This window comes from Maribacter sp. UH1, from assembly GCF_056839145.1.
In genome coordinates, this window is sequence record NZ_CM166387.1 from 1,747,967 (window position 1) to 1,770,258 (window position 22,292).

Below are 22,292 nucleotides of genomic sequence, written 5' to 3' on the forward strand. Positions count from 1 at the left end.
AATGAACCAAGCTGAATTACACCGGTTGTTGGCCTTAAAAAGTCAAAAGAAAAAAGGTGGAATACCCTTAACGTCTTTATATGAACAAAGATTAGCTACTAATCTTTCCCTTATTAAGACGCAGTTTTTTTCATTATATAAAGAGAAAGAGCATAAAGCATTTTTCTACACCCTTTTAGATACATTAGAAACGCTTTTTAAAGACCGACCTACAGAACTACAAAAACAAGATATTGCACGTTTAAATTCTGGAAATTGGTACCAAAGCGAGCAAATGGTTGGTATGCAATTGTATGTTGACCGGTTCAACAAAGACATTAACGGACTCAAAGAAAAGATACCTTACTTTGAAGATTTAGGTATTAATTTTCTTCACTTAATGCCTATAACCACAAGACCTTCTGGCGAAAATGATGGTGGTTATGCAGTGAACAGCTACCATGAAATTGACCCTAAATACGGTACAAAAAAAGACTTTTTAGCTTTAAGCAAAAAGGCACGTGAAAATAATATGTTTTTAATGCTTGATTTTGTTGTCAACCATACCTCAGATGAGTTTATATGGGCAAAGAAAGCCAAAGAGGGTAGCCAGCACCACCAAAATTACTATTACACTTATTCTGACCGCCATATACCTGACGAGTTTGAAAAGTCCTTACCTGAAATATTTCCACAATCGGCACCTGGTAACTTTACCTACAATGCAGAAATGGAAAAATGGGTTATGACCTGTTTTAATAGTTATCAGTGGGATTTAAATTATAGGAATCCGGAGGTATTTATAGAAATGCTTGGCAACCTAATGTCTCTTGCCAATTTGGGGGTAGATGTTATCCGTTTTGATGCGCTTGCTTTTCTCTGGAAAAAATTAGGGACATCATCACAAAACTTACCAGAAGCACATACTTTAATTTCACTATTTAGAATGTGCCTACAGGTAATTGCACCAGGTGTTATTCTTTTGGCCGAAGCTATTGTTGCTCCTAGAAATATTATAAAATATTTTGGTGAAGACACCATGGAAGGTAACGAATGCGAAGTAGCTTATAATGCTTCTTTAATGGCTTTATTATGGAATTCAATTGCAACCAAAAAAGCTTCTTTATTAGTAAAAAGTGTGAGCGAGATCCCAGTAAAACCCAATGATGCTACTTGGATCAATTACATTCGCTGCCATGATGATATTGGTCTTGGATATGAAGATGATATTGTACGTGCTACGGGTTATGATCCAAGCGTTCACAAAGAATTTATTTTAAACTATTACTGCGGCAAGTTAGAATGGTCTCCTGCCAAAGGTTTGATGTTCATGTACAATCCTAAAAACGGTGATGGTAGAATTACTGGTAGTGCCGCTTCTCTACTAGGCCTAGAAACCGCCCTAGAACAAAACAATAAAAATATTATCGACTATGCCATCACTAAAATATTAATGATGCACGGTATTATTTTAACCTACGGAGGTATACCTATGATATATGCCGGAGATGAGATCGCTACCTTAAACGACTATTCTTATGAGCAAAATGAAGATCATGTAAATGACAATCGTTGGGTAAATAGACCAATGCAGAATTGGAGTGTTGCCTCTACATTGAAAAGCAAAAAAGATAGTCCGCCTACCATAATATACAACGGGATTAAGAATATGATTCGCCTACGAAAAGAGCAGACCGTATTTGCTGACACAAACAATCTTAAGGTTCATGGTTGCCCTAACGAGCACGTATTTGTCTTTCAAAGAACCCATGAAAATGAAAGTATTTGGGTGTTGTCCAATTTTAATGAGGTTACAGAAACTTTAAATATTGGCTGGTTGCTTTCTATTGGTATTCATGCCGGTAAAAATTCTATTGATTTACTTACCGGAAAATCATTTGAACTTATTCATAACGAATTGCCTCTAAAACCCTACGAACAACTTTGGATTAAGAATATTTCACCTTCCTAAGCACACGAAGCGCTTCTTTTAGCGAAGCATTTATTCTTGGGTATTTAGGCTTCAAAATCTGCCTAGCTTTTTCCATGTGTTCTTTTGCCTCTTCAAATCCGTTAAGAAAACATATTAAATATGAATCTGCCAGGTATTTCAATTGCTTTACTTCTGCAATTGTTAATTCGGTATTTTTCTTTGCTTTTGCTACCAAAGCATTATTACTCTTATAAATCTTTTTCAGCTCATCCTCGTCATGTATTGGAGGATTAAAAAGTAAATCGCTCGTAATTTGATAGGTGCCGTTTTCACTGAAATTTATAACTACTTTTTCTAATGGATAATATTTTTGTTTCGAAGCCAAACCAAGCTGTACATATTCAATAGTTGTAAATGAATCATTGTCATATGTAATGGTAACCTCATCTAAGTTAGAGTAGAATAATTTTACCTGCTCATTTATTAATTCAATATCTACCCTATAGAAATATGTTTCTCCGTTCACTACTTTTTTATTGCCGGCCCAACACACTACAAATTGTTCTTTAAAAACCTTGTAGTCACTTTCTAAATCTTTATGGCGGTGATTTAAAAAGTCGATGACTCCATCTAAAGTAAGCTCAATATTGTTTTTAGCATGTTGTTCGATGGTGGCAACCGCTTCAGAGTTAGTATTTTTTAACTCAATATCAAACACTTTTGGTAAACTTATACTACCCTCCCTAAAAAAAACAGACCCTCCATAATATTTCCAAATGTTCTTTCTAAGAGAGCAAATTTTTCCAATAGATTTTATGGTCACCAACCCCACAACTTTACCCTCTGGCAAATGCGGAAATGGAATATTCTCGTATGAAATCAATGGCGGATTATCTAAATAGGCATTTACCAAATTTTGAATCTTACTATCATCAAAGAAGTCCACACCTACTATTTTATTATCCTCATCTTCAATGCCAATTACTATGAAAGAATTATTGGCCGGATTACTATTTGCCAAGGCACAAACATGCTTTAAAAACTTACCCTTACCTTCTTTCTCGCCAATAGAAATAAATCGCTTTTTGTCGTAAAAACTGTTCTCGTCATTATGAGCGAGCAAGTTTTTTACCAATAGGCGTTTATTGATCATAAGTTATAATTTTGGCTTTTGGCTTTTGGCTTTTGGCTTTTGGCTTTTGGCTTTTGGCTTTTAAAGATTTTATTCTAAAATCTTTTCATGACATCACTTTTTATCTACAATAGTTGAAGATGCTTGTGCTATTGGCATTACTACCAAATCGGCAATATTTACATGATACGGCCTTGTGACTACAAAATGAATGATGTCTGCTATATCTTCTGGTTTTAAAGGCTGAAATCCTTTGTACACCTTACCTGCCCTATCTTCATCTCCTTTAAAGCGAACATTACTGAACTCTGTCTCTACCAATCCCGGATTTACTGCACCAACACGCACTCCAGTGCCGTTCAAATCTATACGCATTCCCTGATTAATAGCATCTACCGCATGTTTACTTGCACAATACACATTGCCTTTAGGGTAAACTTCTTTGCCTGCAGTAGAACCTATGTTGATAATATGACCGGATTTACGCGCTACCATTTGTGGAATTACCGCTTTAGAAACATAGAGCAATCCTTTTACATTAATATCTAACATGGCATCCCAATCATCTATGTCTCCCTCTTGGATAGTATCCATTCCATGGGCATTACCCGCATTGTTTATTAGAATATCTATCTCTGCAAATTCTTTTGGCAACGAATCAACAGCTTCTTTAACCGAAGCCTTGTTTCTAATATCAAAATTTAGGGTATGTACTTGTACGTGTTTAGCAAGTTCTTCTTTAAGGGCATCTAGCCGATCTTGACGTCTACCGCACAATACCAAATCTATACCGTTTTGCGCAAAATGAATTGCGGTGGATTTTCCAATTCCGCTTGTAGCTCCTGTAATAAATGCTGTTTTTGTCATTTTTAATTATAATTATGCAACTTCATGGCCTTCATTGGCTTCTAGCAAGATAAACCAATCTTGTACATCCATTTCTATTGAAACAGCTTCCATTGCCATTTTCAATCGTTTTGGCGTTGACGTACCTACCACTGGGTGTATTTCAGATGGATGTTTTAGAATCCAAGCGAGTAAAAGTTGATCTTCTGTGGCATTATATTTTTTAGTAAAATCCACCAGTACCTTTTTAATCCTTGTATTTGCTTTAGAATTTTCTTTAAAATAACTACCAAGAGGACTCCAGCTCATTGCTAGCCTATCAAACGTAATACAATCATCTAAAGTACCATCGTTCATTACTGTGTTAGAAGACAATGAAAACTCTACCTGATTAGCTTCTACCTGTATTTCCTTTTCTAAAAGCTGAATTTGAGATGGGCTGAAATTAGACACTCCAAATTGCCTGATCTTTCCATCATTCTTTAATTTATCCATAGCTTCCGCAATTTCTGAAGGGTTCATCAAAGGACTAGGCCTGTGTAATAATAGCATATCTAAATGATCTGTCTGTAGCATTTTTAAAGAACGCTCTACAGATGACACTATATAACCTTTGCTATAGTCATAATGCTTAACCCTATTTGATCGTTCTTTTACGTGGAACTGAATTCCACATTTACTGATTAATTGAATATCCTCCCTTTTAATTGCACTTTCTATTAATGCTTTACCAAAATCTTCTTCATTGGTATAATCACCATAGATATCCGCATGATCAAAAGTAGTAATGTTGTGATCTATGCAATGATTCATAAGTGATATCATATCTTTGGTAGCAAGTTGTTTGCCCCATTTACCCCAGGTCATAGTACCTGCTATTATTCTAGAATATTTCAATGTATTATAATTTGAATAATGAATTTAAAAAGAAATCCCTTAAAACCTTCATAAAAATAAGGGGTTTTCCAATTTTTTAACCTATCATTAACAGCGACTGAGTGAATAAATTTTCAATTTGCGTAACTGTTAAAATTAGAAGCCTTAACATTCAATAATATATAGTTTTAAATGGAAGAAAATACTTCAATTGACATTAGTGCTGTTAACGAGAAAATAGCAAAAGAAAGCGCTTTTATCGATTTACTGATGCTTGAAATGAATAAAGTAATCGTTGGCCAGAAATATATGGTAGAACGATTATTGATTGGACTCTTAGGACAAGGTCATATATTGCTGGAAGGTGTACCTGGTTTGGCAAAAACCTTAGCCATAAACACCCTTTCCAAAGCTGTAAAAGGTAGTTTCAGTAGAATTCAATTTACACCAGATTTACTTCCGGCAGATGTTGTGGGTACACTGATCTACAACATGAAACTAAACGATTTCTCTATTAAGAAAGGTCCAATATTCGCAAACTTTGTTCTTGCAGATGAGATTAACCGTGCACCTGCCAAAGTACAATCTGCACTTTTAGAGGCAATGCAAGAAAAGCAAGTGACCATTGGTGACGAAACTTTTATTCTTGACAAACCTTTCTTGGTAATGGCAACACAAAACCCTGTTGAACAAGAAGGTACCTATCCGTTACCTGAAGCACAGGTGGATCGTTTTATGCTGAAGACCGTTATAGATTATCCAAAAATAAACGAGGAGCAGTTGATTATGCGCCAAAATTTAAAAGGTAGCTACGAAACTGTAAACGCCGTTGTATCCATAGAACAAATACTTAGCGCACAGAAAGCTGTTCGTGAAGTTTACATGGATGAAAAAATTGAAAAATATATTCTTGACCTTGTTTTTGCTACAAGATATCCTGAGAAATATAATTTAGAAAGCTTAAAACCATTGATCAGCTTTGGCGCATCTCCAAGGGGTAGTATCAACTTAGGTACTGCTGCTAAATGTTATGCTTTCATAAAAAGAAGAGGTTATGTTGTGCCAGAAGATGTACGTGCCGTTGTTCTTGATGTTTTAAGACACAGAATAGGTATTACATATGAGGCAGAAGCAGAGAATATTACTTCTGTTGATATCATCAACAAAATTGTTAACGAGATAGAAGTACCTTAAGAGCCCACAATCTCCAAAGGAGGGAATATTTACTCGTTTATTCTAAGGGGTTTAATAAAGAACAATGCTTAAAATTACCGTTTCACATATATTTTTAACCGCAATCAAATCTCCTATAGGGGGCTAGAGCGCTGTATTATGGATACTAAAGAGCTACTCAAGAAAGTACGGAAAATTGAAATAAAGACAAGACGTCTTTCCGACCATATATTTGGTGGGGAATACCACTCTACTTTTAAGGGTCGTGGTATGACTTTTAGTGAAGTACGACAGTATCAATTTGGCGATGATGTAAGAAATATAGACTGGAACGTTACCGCCCGTTACAACGAACCCTATATAAAAGTCTTTGAGGAGGAACGAGAATTGACCATGATGCTAATGGTAGATATTAGCGGCTCTGAATTATTCGGCACCACTAATCAATTTAAAAATGAAATCGTTACTGAAATATCGGCTACACTAGCTTTTAGTGCTTTACAAAACAATGATAAAGTAGGTGTTATTCTGTTCTCTGACCAAATAGAACTTTTTATTCCGCCTAAAAAAGGAAAGACCCACGTTCTACGTATCATTAGAGAATTATTGGAATTTAAACCAAAAAGCAACAAAACAGATATTGCTCAAGCCATGAAATTTTTGAGTAGTGTCATGAAAAAGAAAGCTATTGTTTTTGTTCTATCTGATTTTATTGACGACGGATACGAAAAAACACTCAAGATTACGGGTAGCAAACATGATTTAACCGGAATTCGTGTTTATGACGAACGTGAAGAATCTATACCAAATTTAGGTATGGTACAGGTAGAGGATGCTGAAACAGGAAAATTACAATTGGTAAACACCAAGTCTAAAAAAGTACGTAACGCCTATGCTGAATATCATAAAAACCGTGTTACTTACTTTAAGGAGTCTTTTACAAAATCTGGATGCGGAGTTTTAGATTGTAGGGTAGATGAAAGCTATGTAAAGAAATTATTGGGCTATTTTAAAAGAAGAGGTTGATACGAATGATTATTACTAATAAAACAAATGAAAAATGTGTTTCGTGGTGTAAACGAATTTCACCTCTATTCGTATTCCTTCTATTCATCTTTGAACTTTCTGCACAAGAAACACCAAACATTACAACTGAGGTTGATACAACTTTTATAAAAATTGGTGAGCAGGTTCAATGGAAAGTTACTGTGAATATCGACTCCACAGATTTTGTTATTTTCCCTGAAGGGCAAACGTTTTCTCCTCTAGAAACTGTAGAGGCTTTGGCTACGGACACCACTAGAAAAAAAGATAGAATAACGCTTCAAAAAATATACGCCCTTACCCAGTTTGATTCTGGAGCTTACAAATTACCTGCACAAAGAATCGATATTAACGGAGTAGGTTTTATGACAGATTCCTCAATGATCAATGTAGCTACTGTACCTGTAGATACCTTGAATCAGAAAATGTATGATATAAAACCCTTAATCAATGTAGATAAAAGCAATTATGCTCTTTGGAAGTACTTGCTAATAGGTCTGTTGGTATTATTAATTTTTGGTGGACTCCTTTATTGGTTTGTATTCCGAAAAAAGCCACTTACAGAAGAAGAAAAAGTAGCACTTTTACCACCTTATGACAGAGCGTTACTAGAATTGAAACGATTAGAAAATTCTAGATACCTAATACAAGACGAATACAAAGAGTACTATTCTGAATTGACCACCATTGTACGTTCATACTTAGAGGAAGATGCTCACGTAACCGCAATGGAAAGTACTACCGGACAACTAATTGAAAAATTAGAGCTTTTAAAGGATGCCGGTGAGTTAAATTTAGAAGACGATACTATAAAGCAGTTTCAACAAATACTACAGACGGCAGATTTAGTGAAATTCGCTAAGAACAAACCTTCTACCTCAGTTGCTGAACATGATAGAAAACTGGTTGAACAGATTGTTGAAAAAACACACGAAGCGCTACCAGAACCCACAGAAGAAGAGTTATTAGAACAAGCGGAATACCAAGAAGAACTTGAACGTAAGGCAAAAAAGAAGAAAATTAAAATAGCGGTAATTTCCACTGTTGCCCTAATTTTAATTGGCATCACCATTGCCGGAGTTAAATTCGGATTCGGCTATTTAAAAGACACCGTTTTAGGTCACCCTACCAAAGAACTTTTAGAGGGCGAATGGGTTCGCAGCAGTTATGGTTTTCCACCAATACAGTTAGAGTCTCCGCAAGTTTTGGTACGACAAGAAATAAAATTACCTCCAGAAGCCAAAGCTACCATAGAAGACGTGCAGGCTTTTGAGTACAGAAGTCCTATCGCTCTATTTAACATGGGTACCACTAGTATTACGTTAGCACAAAAAGAAACAGAGCCAGAGTTTGACAAGACCATTGAAAAAATCCTATCCAATTTTGAGGATCAGGGAGCAAAAAACATTATCACCAAGCAAGAAGAGTTTAGTACCATAAGTGGTGTTAAAGGAGTGAAAGTTTTTGGTAGTGGCAATTTTCCAATGCCTGGGTCAGAAGAGTTATTAGAAGGAGAATATACAGTACTACTTTTTGGAGGTAAAGGATTTCAACAATACGTAATTCTTACTTGGCTTAAAGACGACACGTACGCACAAGAAATAGTTGACCGAATCTTAGCATCGGTAGAAGTAAAAACAGAAGCATAAATGTTAGAGAATATATCATTTGCAAATCCTGATTTCTTTTGGCTGTTCTTATTACTGCCATTGGCAATTGTGTGGTATATCTTTAAACAAAAAGAGCAAACCGCATCATTACGTATATCAAGTGTAAAAGGGTTTAGCTATAATAGCATTTTACCAAAATTTAAACCTGCGTTATTCATTCTACGCTTATTGGCTTTGGCTGCAATTATCATAGCTCTGGCAAGACCACAGACAGAAGATATTTCTACCCGCTCTAAAACTACAAAGGGTATAGATATTGTCATGGCAATAGATGTTTCTTCTAGTATGCTGGCAAGAGATTTAAAACCAAACCGACTTTCTGCACTTAAAGACGTGGCGGCAGATTTTATTAAAAATAGACCTAATGACCGTATAGGTATTGTTGCTTATGCAGGTGAAGGTTATACCAAAACACCTATAACCACAGATAAAGCTATTGTACTTAACGCGCTTTCAGAAATCTCATACGGACAATTAGATGACGGTACCGCCATTGGTATGGGACTAGCAACTTCTGTAAACCGTTTAAAAGACAGTAAGGCAAAAAGTAAAATCATCATATTATTGACCGATGGGGTAAATAATTCTGGTTTTATAGAACCCCAAACCGCATCTGACCTAGCACTAGAATTTGGTATTAAAACCTACACTATTGGTCTTGGTACAAACGGCAATGCCCTTTCACCTGTTTCATACAATCCTGACGGTTCTTTTAGATTTGGAATGAGACAGGTAGAAATAGACGAAGATTTATTAAAAGATATTGCCAATACAACCGGAGGTAGATATTTTAGAGCTACCGATAACGAGTCTTTAGAGGAAATCTACGATGAGATCAACAAACTAGAAAAAACCGAGGTAGAAGAATTTAAATACTACCGCTATGAAGAAAAATTTAGAATTTGGATATTGTTAGCAGGAGGATTGCTTTTGTTAGAATGGATTTTAAGAAACACGCTTTTTAGAAGCTTTGTATAATATGATACAGTACGACGAAAAAATATATTTTTATTTACTCTTTATCATACCGGTGATAATAGTGCTGTTCCTTTTGTTATTGATATGGAAAAAAAGAACGCAAAAGAAATTTGCAGATGCTGACCTTTTAAAAAGGTTAACACCTAACCGTTCCTATAACAAAGGGGGTTTAAAATTGGTCGTTTTCATCCTTGCATTAGCATTATTGATTATAGGTTTGGTCAACCCAAAAATTGGAACAAAATTAGAAACGGTAAAGAGAGAAGGTGTAGATATCGTATTTGCGGTAGATGTTAGTAAAAGTATGCTAGCGGAAGATATTGCACCTAACAGAATTGAGAAAGCGAAAAGATTGGTTTCTGAAATTATAAATCAATTGGCAAGTGACCGTATAGGAATTATAGCCTACGCCGGTCAGGCATACCCACAACTACCCATTACAACTGATTACGGCGCAGCAAAAATGTTTTTACAAGGTATGAATACAGACATGCTTACGTCTCAAGGTACCGCTATTGATCAAGCTATTGAATTGGCTACTACATATTATGACGATGTAGAGCAGACCAACCGTGTATTGTTCATTATTTCTGATGGGGAAGACCATTCTGAAGGGTCTACATTAGATGCCGTTGAAGATGCCGTTGAAGAAGGTATTATCATTTACACCATAGGTGTAGGTAAGGAAAAAGGAGCGCCAATACCTATCAAAAGAAACGGAATTTTAGAAAGCCTGAAAAAAGATAGCCAAGGTGAAACCGTAATCACAAGATTAAACGAAAGTGTTTTAGCGGATATTGCAAGTGAAGGTAATGGTGAATATATAGATGGTTCTAACACAGATACCGCAGTAGAATATATAAAAGAAGAATTGTTGAAAATGGACAAGAAGGAATTTGAAGCCAAACAATTCGCAGAATATAAAGATCAGTTTCAGTGGTTTATTGGCGGGGCATTGTTGCTTCTCTTTTTAGATATTTTTATCTTGGACCGCAAGACAAGCTGGTTAAAGAAACTCAATTTGTTTAATGAGAAAAGAAATGAATAAAATAAGCACAGTATTATTATTGTTTTTTGTTTGCTTGTCATCTTTTGCTCAAGAGGTTGACGAGAAAGAAAAAGAGAAAGCCCTAAGGTCATCTACAAACTATACTTGGGATGCCAATAAGGCATTATCAGAAGATGATTTTATTGCGGCTGAGGTGGATTATAGAAAAGCAATTTCCAAAAGTCCAGATAATAGTGCGGCTCCTTATAATTTAGGGAATGCGTATTACCAAAATGAAACGTATAATGAAGCCTTTGGCAGGTTCAAGGAAGCCGGGGAAGCTTCTACCTCTAAAGCTGACAAGCATAAGGCTTACCATAACATGGGTAATGTTTTTATGAAGCGTAAAGACTATGCAAAGGCGGTTGAAGCCTATAAAGAGGCCTTACGTAATGATCCTACCGACGAAGAAACCCGTTACAATTTAGCTTTGGCCAAAGAGCTTTTGAAAAAAGACCAAGACGAGAACAAGCAAGACCAAGACGATAAGGATAAAGACAAAGACGACAAGGACGAAAACAAAGACCAAGATCAAAAGGACGAGGGGGAAAACGAGGATAAAAAAGATCAAGGCGAAGACGGTGACAAAGGAGACGAAGGTGATAAAGATGAGGAGAAAAAAGACGATGGTAAAGATGGTGAAGGTGATAATGAATCTGACCAAAAGAAAAAACCTAAACAAGGAGAAGGAGATAACGAGCAAAATCAACAACAACCTAAACCTAATCAACTCTCTAAGCAGCAGGTAGAGAATTTATTGAGAGCCATGCAAAATGCAGAGAAAAAGGTTCAAGATAAAATTGATGCCAAAAAGGTAAAAGGTGCTAAAATTAAAACCGAAAAAGATTGGTAGACTTTAAATCCATAACAAAACTTGGGTTAGTATTAACCGTTTTTCTATCATCTATTTGGATGATGGGCCAAAATAACAGCGGAGTAACTTTTGAAATGAAACTGAGCAAACCAAAGCTTGGCCTAAACGAAAGATTACGCGTTGATTTTGTCATGAACCGTGATGGCGATAATTTTAGTCCGCCAGATTTCAACGGATTCAAAGTAGTTATGGGACCTTCTCAATCTATTAGTTCTTCATGGATCAATGGTGTAAGAAGCTATTCTAAATCATATTCCTATACACTGGCACCGACTGCAAAAGGTAAATTTTCTATAAAACAGGCTTCTATTGTTATTGATGGTGAAACCTATAAATCTCTAGCGCAAGATGTTGTAGTTACTGCAGCCGTTGACAAACCAAGTGATCAAATGACCGCAGATGATGTAGCCGATGAAAATCTACATTTGGTTGCCGAGGTTTCAAAAACGAATCCGTATTTGAATGAAGCTATTACTGTCATTTATAAGCTATATGTGAGTCCAAACATCAGCGTATCCAATTACCAGCCTTTAGATAACCCTACCTATAATAATTTTTGGAGTCAAGATATTAAGGTAAACGGGCTTAGCGCACAAAATGGCACTTATAAAGGAAAGCCTTACAGGTATGCTATCTTAAAACGCGTTGTTCTTTACCCACAAAAATCTGGAAAATTAAATATTGAACCCCTTTCTCTTGATGTTACGGTAGACGTACCTACTGGTAGAAGAGATTTCTTTGGTCAAAAAATGTATGCCCAAACAAACAAAACTGTATCTGCCGGTAATAGAACAATTAATGTAAAACCTTTGCCATTAGATAACCAACCTGCAGATTTTAATGGTGCCGTTGGTGATTTTGATTTTGCAGTGACCACAAGTAAGACCAGCTTAAATGCAACAGAATCTTTGCAAGCGACAGTGGAAGTAAGCGGTAAAGGAAATTTAAAATTATTTAAACTACCGGAACTTGAGTTACCAAGCGCATTGGAGGTTTATGAACCTGAGTTCACAGAAGGTGTAAGAACTACGCTAGCAGGCATGCAAGGTAAGGTGAGCAATCAATATACCATCGTACCTTCTTTTAGAGGAAAGTACCCAATTTCACCTTTGAGCTTTAGTTATTTTAATCCATCCACCGGAAAATATACCACGCTAACATCCGATGAAATCGTTATCAATGTTTTAGAAGGTCCTTTAAGTGCTTCTACAAACTCCAATACAGCTTCTAACAGTAATAAGCAATCTGTTGTTAGTAGCGGTAATGAATTCAATTTTTTAAAACTAAGCCCTAACCTAACTAACAAATCTGTTTCTTACTTTTTTGGTTCCACATCATTTTACATGTGGTTATTATGCCCGCTATTATTAATTCCTTTAGCTATTGTTTTTAGGAAGAAAAGAGATGCTATTGCCGATGATGTCGTTGGTAATAAAATTAGAAAAGCCAATAAGCTTGCACGAAAATATTTATCTGCCGCCAGGAAACAATTGGGCAATAAAGATTCTTTCTATGTAGCTCTTGAGCGCGCACTTCATAACTATTTAAAGGCGAAGCTAAAGATTGAAACTTCTGAATTTAGTAAAGATAAAATTACAGAGCTGCTTAAGCAAAGACAAATTGATGACACTACCGTAGATAGTTTTATAGCACTTCTTAAAAACTGTGAAGCTGCACGATATAGCCCATTTTCTGACGTGCAAATGCAAGCCGATTATGATAAGGCAAGTGAGGTAATTTCCATAATGGATAAACAATTATAAGTATGTTCAAAAAGTTAGCCACCATAATAAGTCTTTTTGCGGTTCTCTTTTGTACCGCTCAGAACACCAAATTGTTCGAGCAGGCTACGGTAGCATATAATGCAGGTGAATATGACAAGGCTATTAACTATTACAATGATATACTTGATAACGGTGAACACTCTTCCGCAGTTTATTACAACTTAGGTAATTCTTATTATAAGCTTAATAAAATTGCCGAAAGTATCTACTTTTACGAAAAGGCATTATTGTTATCACCTAATGACCAAGAAATAAAGACCAACCTTAGCTATGCTCAGAATATGACCATAGATGCCATTGATATTATGCCAGAAACGGGATTATCTAAATTATATAAAGGCGTAACAGGTAAATTAACTTTTGATCAATGGGCATATGTAGCCATAGCTTTCATGCTACTTTTTGTTCTTTTGTATATCCTCTTTTATAATTCAAATTACGCTACAAGAAAACGTTTTACATTTATTGGTAGTTTACTTGCCCTTTTCCTATGTATATTATCCGTTTTGTTTGCTTTTATTCAACGTAAAGATTTTGACGAGAATCAACCAGCAATAATTTTTGCAGAAGAAAGTATTGTTAAGTCTGAGCCCAATAATACAAGTGAACAAGTGTTTTTGATTCATGCAGGAACTAAAGTCAATGTTTTAGACCAGTTAGATGATTATAATAAAATTAGATTATCCGATGGGAAAACTGGATGGATACAAAACAACGAACTTAAACTGTTGAAGGATTTTTAGAAGATTGTTAACAGTTTTTAACTGTTTCCGTACTATCTTTACGATTGATTTTTAGTATATGACTTTTTTTGCGCGCATTACTTTACTACTGTTATGGCTTTTTGCAGTTACTGCACCAAGCATCATAACCCTATGCGATGTTGAAAACCCTATTGTAATTACCAATCTTAACGAAGAAGAACAAGAGTCCGGTAAAAAATCTATGGGTGAAGAAAAGTTTGTTAAAGAAAAGTCATTAGACTTTTCCATAGTTGCTATTTATGTAAATTCAACAATCAGCAACTTTAATATGAAAGGTTACCAAGACCTGTCATTAGAAGTATTATCTCCCCCACCAGACATGGCTATTTAGTCATTTTCAGTTTTTAACGATTAACTAATCTGTCCTAAAATAAATTTGGGGCATAATTATATTATTTACATGTTCAAATTTATCAAAAACGATATTCCTGCGAGTATTGTTGTCTTTTTCGTTGCACTACCTCTATGTCTAGGTATTGCTTTAGCAAGTGGAGCTCCTTTATTTTCAGGAGTTATTGCTGGTATTATCGGCGGGGTATTAGTCGGTGGTCTTAGTGGTTCTAAAATAGGTGTTAGTGGTCCTGCTGCAGGTCTAGCGGCAATAGTACTCACCGCAATTGGAACTTTAGGCGGTTATGAAAATTTCTTAGTAGCTGTTGTTCTAGGAGGTGTAATCCAAATCGTATTCGGGATTTTAAAAGCAGGGGTCATAGGCTACTACTTTCCTTCTTCCGTAATTAAAGGAATGCTTACCGGTATTGGTATCATCATAATCTTAAAACAGATTCCTCACTTTTTTGGTTATGATCCAGATCCAGAAGGAGATTGGGCATTTTTTCAAGTGGACGGAGAAAATACATTCTCAGAGATTTTAAATACTATTAATAATATTAGTCCTGGAGCTACATTAATTGCTATTATAGGTCTATCTATTCTTCTTCTTTGGGATAAAATACTTTCTAAGAAGGGTAAAGTGTTTCAGATTATTCAAGGACCTTTAGTTGCCGTTGCAGTTGGTATTATATATTATATAGTAACTCAAGAAAGTGAAGTTTTGGCCATATCTAAAGAGCACTTGGTAAGCGTACCTGTGCCAGAAGACGTTTCTTCCTTTATTGGTCAGTTTAGCTTTCCAAATTTTGGTGCAATTACTAATCCACAAGTTTGGATTACCGCATTTACCATTGCCTTAGTTGCCAGTTTAGAAACCTTACTTTGTGTTGAGGCAACAGACAAATTGGATCCGCACAAGAATGTAACGCCTACTAACAGAGAGCTTCTGGCACAGGGTGCCGGTAACATTGTTTCTGGTTTAATAGGTGGTCTACCTATTACACAAGTTATTGTTCGTAGCTCCGCTAACATTCAATCTGGTGGTAGAACAAAATTATCTGCCATGATTCACGGTTTTCTTTTATTGATTTCTGTAATCTTAATTCCTACATTGTTAAATATGATTCCTTTATCGGTTTTAGCCGCTATCCTATTTATTGTTGGATTTAAATTAGCAAAACCATCTCTATTCCTTAAAATGTACAAATTAGGATGGAAACAATACGTACCTTTCTTTGTAACTGTAATAGGTATTGTTTTCACAGATTTATTGGTAGGTATTAGTTTAGGTCTTGCTGTTGGTATCGTTGTTATTTTACTAAAAAGTTACCAAAACTCTCACTTTCTTCATATTGAGGATAATAGTGATGGTAAGCATAAAATTAAAATGACCTTGGCAGAAGAGGTTACTTTCTTTAACAAAGGTGCTATTTTAAAAGAATTGGACAGTCTTCCTGATAATACTTATTTAGAGCTAGATGTATTAAAGACGAGGTTCCTGGATTATGATATTATAGAGATATTAGAAGATTTCAGCCTAAAGGCCAAAGAAAGAAATATTGACATTAAGCTAATTTCTAAGCGTGGTGTGGTAGAAAATCCGCCAAGTTATATTCAGTTCTTTGAGCAACGACCAAAATCAGATCTAAGCTTAAGCTAAAATTTTTTTAAAACTTAATACTGATTTTAAAGTATTAATCAAAACATAACTTAATAAGAAATAACATGAAAGCACATACTAAAGAAACTCAAGCAACGATGACCCCTAAGAAATCTTTAGATTTCTTGAAAGAAGGAAATCAGAGATTTCAGAGTAACTTAAAAGCGAACCGTAACCTTTTAGAACAAGTAAACGATACTAGCGAAGGTCAATTCCCTTTTGCTACCATATTAAGTTGTATAGATTCTAGAGTTTCTGCCGAACTGGTTTTTGATCAGGGACTAGGAGATATTTTTAGCGTTAGAATAGCTGGTAATTTTGTAAACGAAGATATTTTAGGTAGTATGGAATTTGGCTGTAAACTAGCCGGCACCAAATTAATAGTAGTTTTAGGCCATACAAGTTGTGGTGCCATTAAAGGTGCCTGTGACCATGCCAGATTGGGTAATTTAACCGCCTTGATCAACAAAATTGAACCAGCTGTTGATGCTGTCAAAGAACCTACGGATGAGAGTTTAAGAAATTCTAAAAATTTAGATTTCGTAGACGAGGTTTCGGCTAAAAACGTAGAGATGACCATAGATAACATTAGAACCCAAAGTCCGGTTTTAGCCGAAATGGAGAATAATGGTGAAATTCTTATAGTAGGTGCCATGTATGATATTGCTACAGGTGCTGTTGAATTCTGCAACTAGATACAAGAACATAAAATAGTAATCTTAAAACCGGTGTTTTTACATCGGTTTTATAATACCATAAAATCAATCAATTATTCGCAGTCAACGAATATATTTTATTTAAAAACGAAACGAATCGGTTATCAAAAAATCCGATTCAAACTCACTAAAATTGATTAATTTAATTGTATGAAGAATCTATTTTCAAATTTCAAAGGTGATTTATTTGGCGGAATTACCGCAGGTATTGTTGCTCTACCATTAGCTTTAGCTTTTGGCGTTAGCTCTGGAATGGGTCCTAGTGCCGGATTATATGGCGCAATTTTCATAAGTTTCTTCGCGGCACTTTTTGGTGGAACTAGCACACAAATTTCTGGCCCTACTGCACCTATGACAGCAGTAAGCATGGTGGTAATAGCGGGTATCGTAGCTGCAAATGACGGTAGCTTAGACAAAGCATTACCGGCCATCCTAGTAGTTTTTTTATTAGCTGGCCTAATACAAATAGGCTTAGGGCTTTTAGGCATAGGCAAATACATTAGATACATTCCATACCCCGTAGTTTCTGGTTTTATGACCGCTATTGGTGTTATCATTTTGGTTACTCAAATTTTACCTGCCATTGGCTATTACCCAAAAGAAGATGCTGAGTTTGTAAATATTTACAAACCTAAAGCAGAACAAATTATTTTAGAAAATACACTAAAAGAAGAAGCCGGCGAAGGTATTTTAGTTCTTGAAGATTTTAAGCAAACAATTTTAAGAGCTGAAGATATTACCGAAGCAGATAAGCTAAAAGAAGCACAGACCTTAGCAAACTCTGAAGCATCTGGAGTAATAGGAGCTATTAAGGTGTTACCAAGAGCATTAAAAAATGTTAAATGGCTAGAACTGATTCTTGCGCTCTCTACCATTATTATTATTTATGGTTTTAAAAAAATTACCACAGCAATACCTAGCGCACTGGTCGCCCTTATCGTAGTATCTGGTGTGGCTTATGGTTTTGGTCTGAAGTATAGACCTATTGAAGAAATACCTAGCGATTTTCCTATGCCAAATATGGGCATTTTTACCCAGTTCGATTTAAACTCCGTAACTCCATATATCTTTACCGCACTAACTTTAGCTTTACTTGGTGCTATAGATTCTTTACTTACATCTGTTGTCGCAGATAATATGACCAAAACAAATCATAAGCCAAACAAGGAATTAGTTGGTCAAGGTATAGGCAATAGTATTGCTGCAATATTTGGCGGTATACCGGGTGCAGGTGCAACTATACGTACGGTTGTAAATATTAATGCAGGTGGTAAAACCAAATTGTCCGGTATGGTGGCCGGTATTCTTTTGCTTATTGTTCTTTTAGCTCTTGGACCAATCGCATCAAAAATACCAGCCGCGGTTCTTGCAGGTATACTTGTTACCGTTGGTCTTGGTGTAATGGACTATAAAGGCCTTAAGGCTATACCAAGTTTACCAAAAGATTTGAGCATTGGCCCTCTTAAATTTAGTACAGAGGTGGTAATCATGCTTGTGGTATTGGTACTATCTTCCATCTGGAATTTAGTATATGCCGTGGGTGTTGGTTTAGTTCTCGCTTCTTTAATGTTTATGAAAAAAATGGGCGATTTAACCGCAGAACGCTCAGATGTTAAGTCACTGGAGAAAGAAGTTAATTGGCCAGATGAAGCTGCTTTTCCTTTAAGTTTACAAGAAGAAGTTTTCATAAAACACTTAAAAGGTCCCTTATTCTTTGGATCTACGAGTGAGTTTCAACATTTGGCAGATCAAATACCCGATACTGCATCTACCGTAATCATAAGAATGGGTAGAATGGAATACATGGACCAATCTGGTTTATATACCTTGGAAGATGTTTTGTTCGGGCTAAGAAAATCTGGAATTGATATTCTATTTGTTGATGTCCTTAAACAGCCTAGATATATGATGGAACGTGTTGGTGTTATTCCAGAATTAATACCAGAAGAGCATATTTTTAAATCGTTTGATGAGTGTTTAACCTATGTTAAGTCTAACGTAAAGGATAAATTTGCCAAAAGCTAATTCATCTTAAGCAACAAAAACATATCATACCTGTTTTAAAAGTTTTAAATTTGCGGCTTTAATCAACATTCATGATTGATAAGATAAAAGAAGAAATCGCTACAGTAGCATCGTTCACAGCTGACAACTTGGAAGCCGTTGAAACGTTCCGTATTAAATATTTAGGCAAAAAAGGTATTCTTAACGACTTCTTTGCGAAGTTTAAAAATGTACCTAATGAGCAGAAAAAAGAGTTCGGTCAAACTATTAACGAACTTAAAAATGCAGCTACAGAAAAAGTAGAATCTTTAAAACAGGCTTTAGAAAATAACCAAACCGATGAACAGGTATATGGCGATTTAACCAGACCTGGAAATCCTATTGAGCTAGGATCACGTCATCCTATTTCTATAGTAAAGAATAAAATCATTGATATTTTCTCAAGAATTGGTTTCAATGTTTCTGAAGGTCCAGAGATTGAAGATGATTGGCATAATTTTACTGCGTTGAACTTGCCAGAGTATCATCCTGCAAGAGATATGCAAGATACTTTCTTCGTACAAACAGATCCAGATATCCTTTTACGTACACACACCTCATCTGTACAAGTGCGTTATATGGAAAACCACCAACCTCCTATCCGTACAATATCTCCGGGTAGAGTATATAGAAACGAAGCTATTTCAGCAAGATCCCACTGCTTCTTTCATCAGGTAGAAGGTTTGTACATTGATAAAGATGTTTCTTTTGCCGATCTAAAACAGACACTTCAATATTTTACTGCAGAGCTGTTTGGAAAGTCTAAAATTAGATTGAGACCTTCTTACTTTCCTTTTACAGAACCAAGTGCAGAAGTTGATGTTTACTGGGGACTAGAAACAGAGACTGACTACAAGATTACTAAAGGTACTGGTTGGTTAGAGATTGGTGGGTGCGGTATGGTAGACCCAAATGTGCTTACTAATTGTGGGCTAGATCCTGAAATATATTCTGGCTTTGCTTTTGGTGTAGGTATCGACCGTATAGCTATGCTTCTTCATCAAATAACAGATATTCGTTTATTAAGTGAAAATGACCTACGCTTTTTAGAGCAATTTAAAAGTGCACTTTAACATCGTTTCGTGAAAAAAGACATTGAAATACCTATTGTTAAAAATGTATACGTTGCCATCATTAGAGAATGGAACGAAGAATTCTTGGACAAGGATTGGAATGCTTATATCATTAATGATAGGGATATTGCTATTGAAATGACCATGGTTGTGTCTAAGGGTTATGACGGTGATCGTAAAACATCTATCATGAGGCATAATTTGGGGTTAGTTGAACCAAAATCTTTTAAAAAAATTGAAGTGGTTCAAGAAGATGTTTTAGCATTGAACAATGAGTTCTTTGTCACCTTTTTTGCAAACGGCACTTTACACGACAAACGATTTGTATTTGAAAAAAACACGGTGACCGAATCAAATTTAACTGCTATTCCTCTAATTAAGAAAGAAGGTATTTTTGCCTCATAAAAAACCTCTTTCACGATAATAATCACTCCAAGTTACTAAGTACATTCTTTTTTCTTTTAATAGAGACCACGTTTTTTAAATACCCACACAGTTAAAAATATCTTTTATCGAATTAATTTTCAAATAGTTCGCATATACTTTCGTACTTGTAACATATGTATAACATATTTTAACAAAATTTAAGTTCTTTTAGTTTGTTTGTAGACGAACTAACTATACCTTTGTCGCTTCAATTTTAGTCATATGAGTAAAGAAGAGATAAAAAATAAGCTAATAGAAGAGCTGGGAGTTCATTTCGAATCTGAATATGATTTGCCTCCATTAGCTGCCAGAATCTTTGCGAACTTGGTTATTACAGAAGAAGAAGGGTTAACGTTTGAAGATTGTCTTCTTAAGAGAGGCGCTAGTAAAAGTTCTATTTCAACATCCTTAAATCTTTTATTACAAATGGATTTTGTAAAGTATTTTACAAAATCTGGAGATCGTAAACGATATTTTAAGGTTGCTGAAAAGAATACTTTCTTCATTAAAAAGCTTAATCGTTCATTAACAAAACTTGAAAGAGAGAGTGAAATGGTTCGTAAAATTACCGCTTATAATGAAGAGTATAGACCTGATAAACATGAAGAAAATAAAAACAAAATTACAGTTTACGTTAAATGTATCGATGATATGACATCAAGCCTGAAAACCACAATTGCTGCATTAAAACAACAACAAAAAGAGCTAAAATAATTTTTTATATCCATTTGGTTCGTTTTTTACCGAACATTCCGAATTAACAAAACCTTAACAAGGCTAAGCAACTATTTTAATACAAATAAACATCCATCTAAAATGAAGAAATTATCAATTATAGGAATATTAAGTGCAACTCTTCTTTTGAGTTCCTGCTTTAGTTCATCAGAAAAACCGGCAGAAGGAGCAGCCGCACCTCCACCACCAAGTTTAAAAGTCGAAGCCCTAAAAAAGCAAGATTTAACTACATATAACGAATTTTCAACCACTTTAGAGGGTAAACAAAATGTTGAGATTTGGCCTAAAGTTTCTGGTTTTGTGCAAAAAATATATGTAGAAGAAGGTCAGAAAGTCAAAAAAGGACAACTACTTTTCAAATTAGAGACCCAAACTCTAAACCAAGATGCTAATGCAGCTAAGGCTTCAGTTAATGTTGCTCAAGTAGAAGTAGATAAATTAAAGCCCCTAGTTGAAAAGAATATCATCAGCAGCGTTCAGTTAGAAACAGCTAAAGCACAACTTGCGCAAGCAAAAGCAAATTTTCAAAGCGTTGCTTCTAATATCAACTACGCTAATATTTCAAGCCCTGTTGATGGTTATATTGGTGAAATTCCATATCAAATGGGTGCTTTAGTAAGTTCTTCGATGACACAACCTTTAACTACGGTTTCTGACGTTAGTGTAGTTCGCGCCTATTTTTCTATGAGTGAAAGAGAAGCTTTAAACTTTAAGTCTTCATTACCTAAAAATGAAGACCACCTAATTAACCTAAACAAAGCACCTGAAGTAAAATTAGAGATGATCAATGGTGCAGATTATGCAAAACCAGGAAAAATTGCAATGGTTAATAACATAATCAACAGCTCTACAGGTAATGTAACAGCTAGAGCAGATTTTGAAAATCCTAATAATATACTAAGTAGCGGAAGTACCGGTAAAATAAAAATTCCAACAATTTATGAGGGTGTCTATGAAATACCACAAGTTGCAACGATAGATTTACAAGGTAAAAAATTGATATATGTTTTAAAAAGTGACAATTCAGTCACAACTATGCCAATTGATATTATTGAGAACACCCAAAAAGGCTATATCGTTAAAAATGGTATAGAACAAGGAACAACTATTGTAGTTGAAGGTGTTACAAAAATAAAAGACGGAATGACAATTACACCAGTAAAATAAGACTTTCCAAAAAATCATTTCATATATAAATAAATAAA

20 protein-coding genes are annotated in these 22,292 nt (G+C 35.3%); 17 read left to right on the forward strand and 3 right to left on the reverse strand.

What is annotated here, in order from left to right; genetic code table 11:
- Position 1 precedes the first annotated feature (1 nt).
- Positions 2 to 1,951 carry an amylosucrase gene (locus tag UH1x_RS07650; RefSeq protein ID WP_482626034.1) on the forward strand — a complete coding sequence of 650 codons (1,950 nt, stop codon included), beginning with the start codon at positions 2 to 4 and terminating at the stop codon, positions 1,949 to 1,951.
- Here the strand turns inward: UH1x_RS07650 and UH1x_RS07655 are convergent.
- The 3 genes from UH1x_RS07655 to UH1x_RS07665 all read right to left on the reverse strand — a co-directional run bounded on the left by UH1x_RS07655 (position 1,929) and on the right by UH1x_RS07665 (position 4,787).
- A complete protein-coding gene (locus tag UH1x_RS07655) occupies positions 1,929 to 3,065 on the reverse strand; it encodes a DUF5929 domain-containing protein (RefSeq protein ID WP_482626035.1) in 1,137 nt (378 codons plus the stop codon). The two genes, UH1x_RS07650 and UH1x_RS07655, sit on opposite strands and share 23 nt — an antisense overlap.
- Positions 3,066 to 3,158: 93 nt before the next feature.
- Positions 3,159 to 3,911 (reverse strand): SDR family NAD(P)-dependent oxidoreductase, encoded by a 753-nt coding sequence (locus UH1x_RS07660; protein WP_482626036.1) that lies wholly within the window; start codon positions 3,909 to 3,911, stop codon positions 3,159 to 3,161.
- A 12-nt stretch (positions 3,912 to 3,923) separates the two neighbouring features.
- Entirely contained in the window at positions 3,924 to 4,787 is an 864-nt protein-coding gene (locus tag UH1x_RS07665; RefSeq protein ID WP_482626037.1) for an aldo/keto reductase, read from the reverse strand.
- A 171-nt stretch (positions 4,788 to 4,958) separates the two neighbouring features.
- On the opposite strand from UH1x_RS07665, the gene UH1x_RS07670 reads away from it, so the two are divergent.
- The 16 genes from UH1x_RS07670 (at position 4,959) to UH1x_RS07745 (ending at position 22,254) form a co-directional block, all read left to right on the forward strand.
- Positions 4,959 to 5,960 (forward strand): AAA family ATPase, encoded by a 1,002-nt coding sequence (locus UH1x_RS07670; protein WP_036157390.1) that lies wholly within the window; start codon positions 4,959 to 4,961, stop codon positions 5,958 to 5,960.
- A gap of 138 nt (positions 5,961 to 6,098) precedes the next feature.
- Positions 6,099 to 6,965, forward strand: coding sequence for a DUF58 domain-containing protein (locus tag UH1x_RS07675; protein WP_036157393.1), 867 nt, complete (start codon positions 6,099 to 6,101; stop codon positions 6,963 to 6,965).
- Positions 6,966 to 6,970: 5 nt separating this feature from the next.
- Positions 6,971 to 8,632, forward strand: coding sequence for a hypothetical protein (locus UH1x_RS07680; protein WP_482626496.1), 1,662 nt, complete (start codon positions 6,971 to 6,973; stop codon positions 8,630 to 8,632).
- Positions 8,633 to 9,631 (forward strand): vWA domain-containing protein, encoded by a 999-nt coding sequence (locus UH1x_RS07685; protein ID WP_482626038.1) that lies wholly within the window; start codon positions 8,633 to 8,635, stop codon positions 9,629 to 9,631.
- A 1-nt stretch (position 9,632) separates the two neighbouring features.
- Positions 9,633 to 10,679: a VWA domain-containing protein gene (locus tag UH1x_RS07690; protein ID WP_482626039.1), complete on the forward strand. Its 1,047-nt coding sequence runs from the start codon at positions 9,633 to 9,635 to the stop codon at positions 10,677 to 10,679.
- Positions 10,672 to 11,532 carry a tetratricopeptide repeat protein gene (locus UH1x_RS07695; RefSeq protein ID WP_482626040.1) on the forward strand — a complete coding sequence of 287 codons (861 nt, stop codon included), beginning with the start codon at positions 10,672 to 10,674 and terminating at the stop codon, positions 11,530 to 11,532. Before UH1x_RS07690 ends, UH1x_RS07695 begins: the two co-directional genes overlap by 8 nt.
- 59 nt (positions 11,533 to 11,591) lie before the next feature.
- The gene (locus tag UH1x_RS07700) at positions 11,592 to 13,316 is read left to right on the forward strand and encodes a BatD family protein (protein WP_482626497.1); all 1,725 of its coding nucleotides are present in this window, start codon (positions 11,592 to 11,594) and stop codon (positions 13,314 to 13,316) included.
- A gap of 2 nt (positions 13,317 to 13,318) precedes the next feature.
- Complete coding sequence (locus UH1x_RS07705) at positions 13,319 to 14,080, forward strand: tetratricopeptide repeat protein (protein WP_482626041.1); 762 nt, start codon at positions 13,319 to 13,321, stop codon at positions 14,078 to 14,080.
- A 58-nt stretch (positions 14,081 to 14,138) separates the two neighbouring features.
- Positions 14,139 to 14,432: a hypothetical protein gene (locus UH1x_RS07710; protein WP_482626042.1), complete on the forward strand. Its 294-nt coding sequence runs from the start codon at positions 14,139 to 14,141 to the stop codon at positions 14,430 to 14,432.
- 69 nt (positions 14,433 to 14,501) lie between these two features.
- Positions 14,502 to 16,094 carry a SulP family inorganic anion transporter gene (locus UH1x_RS07715; RefSeq protein WP_482626043.1) on the forward strand — a complete coding sequence of 531 codons (1,593 nt, stop codon included), beginning with the start codon at positions 14,502 to 14,504 and terminating at the stop codon, positions 16,092 to 16,094.
- Positions 16,095 to 16,159: 65 nt separating this feature from the next.
- Positions 16,160 to 16,789 carry a carbonic anhydrase family protein gene (locus UH1x_RS07720; RefSeq protein ID WP_482626044.1) on the forward strand — a complete coding sequence of 210 codons (630 nt, stop codon included), beginning with the start codon at positions 16,160 to 16,162 and terminating at the stop codon, positions 16,787 to 16,789.
- 171 nt (positions 16,790 to 16,960) lie between these two features.
- The gene (locus UH1x_RS07725) at positions 16,961 to 18,835 is read left to right on the forward strand and encodes a SulP family inorganic anion transporter (protein ID WP_482626045.1); all 1,875 of its coding nucleotides are present in this window, start codon (positions 16,961 to 16,963) and stop codon (positions 18,833 to 18,835) included.
- A gap of 71 nt (positions 18,836 to 18,906) precedes the next feature.
- The gene (pheS, locus tag UH1x_RS07730; protein ID WP_482626046.1) at positions 18,907 to 19,926 is read left to right on the forward strand and encodes a phenylalanine--tRNA ligase subunit alpha; all 1,020 of its coding nucleotides are present in this window, start codon (positions 18,907 to 18,909) and stop codon (positions 19,924 to 19,926) included.
- A 9-nt stretch (positions 19,927 to 19,935) separates the two neighbouring features.
- Entirely contained in the window at positions 19,936 to 20,331 is a 396-nt protein-coding gene (locus UH1x_RS07735; protein ID WP_482626047.1) for a hypothetical protein, read from the forward strand.
- A gap of 243 nt (positions 20,332 to 20,574) precedes the next feature.
- Positions 20,575 to 21,066 (forward strand): GbsR/MarR family transcriptional regulator, encoded by a 492-nt coding sequence (locus tag UH1x_RS07740; protein WP_036157432.1) that lies wholly within the window; start codon positions 20,575 to 20,577, stop codon positions 21,064 to 21,066.
- Between the two features lie 102 nt (positions 21,067 to 21,168).
- On the forward strand, positions 21,169 to 22,254 hold the full coding sequence (locus UH1x_RS07745; RefSeq protein WP_482626048.1) for an efflux RND transporter periplasmic adaptor subunit: 1,086 nt from the start codon (positions 21,169 to 21,171) through the stop codon (positions 22,252 to 22,254).
- Positions 22,255 to 22,292: the final 38 nt, after the last annotated feature.

What these genes read in the sequence shown, in the direction of transcription:
- UH1x_RS07650 (WP_482626034.1), top strand. Translation starts at nt 2, where the DNA reads ATGAACCAAGCTGAATTACACCGGTTGTTGGCCTTAAAAAGTCAAAAG.
- UH1x_RS07655 (WP_482626035.1), bottom strand. Translation starts at nt 3,065, where the DNA reads ATGATCAATAAACGCCTATTGGTAAAAAACTTGCTCGCTCATAATGAC.
- UH1x_RS07660 (WP_482626036.1), bottom strand. Translation starts at nt 3,911, where the DNA reads ATGACAAAAACAGCATTTATTACAGGAGCTACAAGCGGAATTGGAAAA.
- UH1x_RS07670 (WP_036157390.1), top strand. Translation starts at nt 4,959, where the DNA reads ATGGAAGAAAATACTTCAATTGACATTAGTGCTGTTAACGAGAAAATA.
- UH1x_RS07675 (WP_036157393.1), top strand. Translation starts at nt 6,099, where the DNA reads ATGGATACTAAAGAGCTACTCAAGAAAGTACGGAAAATTGAAATAAAG.
- UH1x_RS07680 (WP_482626496.1), top strand. Translation starts at nt 6,971, where the DNA reads ATGATTATTACTAATAAAACAAATGAAAAATGTGTTTCGTGGTGTAAA.
- UH1x_RS07685 (WP_482626038.1), top strand. Translation starts at nt 8,633, where the DNA reads ATGTTAGAGAATATATCATTTGCAAATCCTGATTTCTTTTGGCTGTTC.
- UH1x_RS07690 (WP_482626039.1), top strand. Translation starts at nt 9,633, where the DNA reads ATGATACAGTACGACGAAAAAATATATTTTTATTTACTCTTTATCATA.
- UH1x_RS07695 (WP_482626040.1), top strand. Translation starts at nt 10,672, where the DNA reads ATGAATAAAATAAGCACAGTATTATTATTGTTTTTTGTTTGCTTGTCA.
- UH1x_RS07700 (WP_482626497.1), top strand. Translation starts at nt 11,592, where the DNA reads ATGATGGGCCAAAATAACAGCGGAGTAACTTTTGAAATGAAACTGAGC.
- UH1x_RS07705 (WP_482626041.1), top strand. Translation starts at nt 13,319, where the DNA reads ATGTTCAAAAAGTTAGCCACCATAATAAGTCTTTTTGCGGTTCTCTTT.
- UH1x_RS07710 (WP_482626042.1), top strand. Translation starts at nt 14,139, where the DNA reads ATGACTTTTTTTGCGCGCATTACTTTACTACTGTTATGGCTTTTTGCA.
- UH1x_RS07715 (WP_482626043.1), top strand. Translation starts at nt 14,502, where the DNA reads ATGTTCAAATTTATCAAAAACGATATTCCTGCGAGTATTGTTGTCTTT.
- UH1x_RS07720 (WP_482626044.1), top strand. Translation starts at nt 16,160, where the DNA reads ATGAAAGCACATACTAAAGAAACTCAAGCAACGATGACCCCTAAGAAA.
- UH1x_RS07725 (WP_482626045.1), top strand. Translation starts at nt 16,961, where the DNA reads ATGAAGAATCTATTTTCAAATTTCAAAGGTGATTTATTTGGCGGAATT.
- pheS (WP_482626046.1), top strand. Translation starts at nt 18,907, where the DNA reads ATGATTGATAAGATAAAAGAAGAAATCGCTACAGTAGCATCGTTCACA.
- UH1x_RS07740 (WP_036157432.1), top strand. Translation starts at nt 20,575, where the DNA reads ATGAGTAAAGAAGAGATAAAAAATAAGCTAATAGAAGAGCTGGGAGTT.
- UH1x_RS07745 (WP_482626048.1), top strand. Translation starts at nt 21,169, where the DNA reads ATGAAGAAATTATCAATTATAGGAATATTAAGTGCAACTCTTCTTTTG.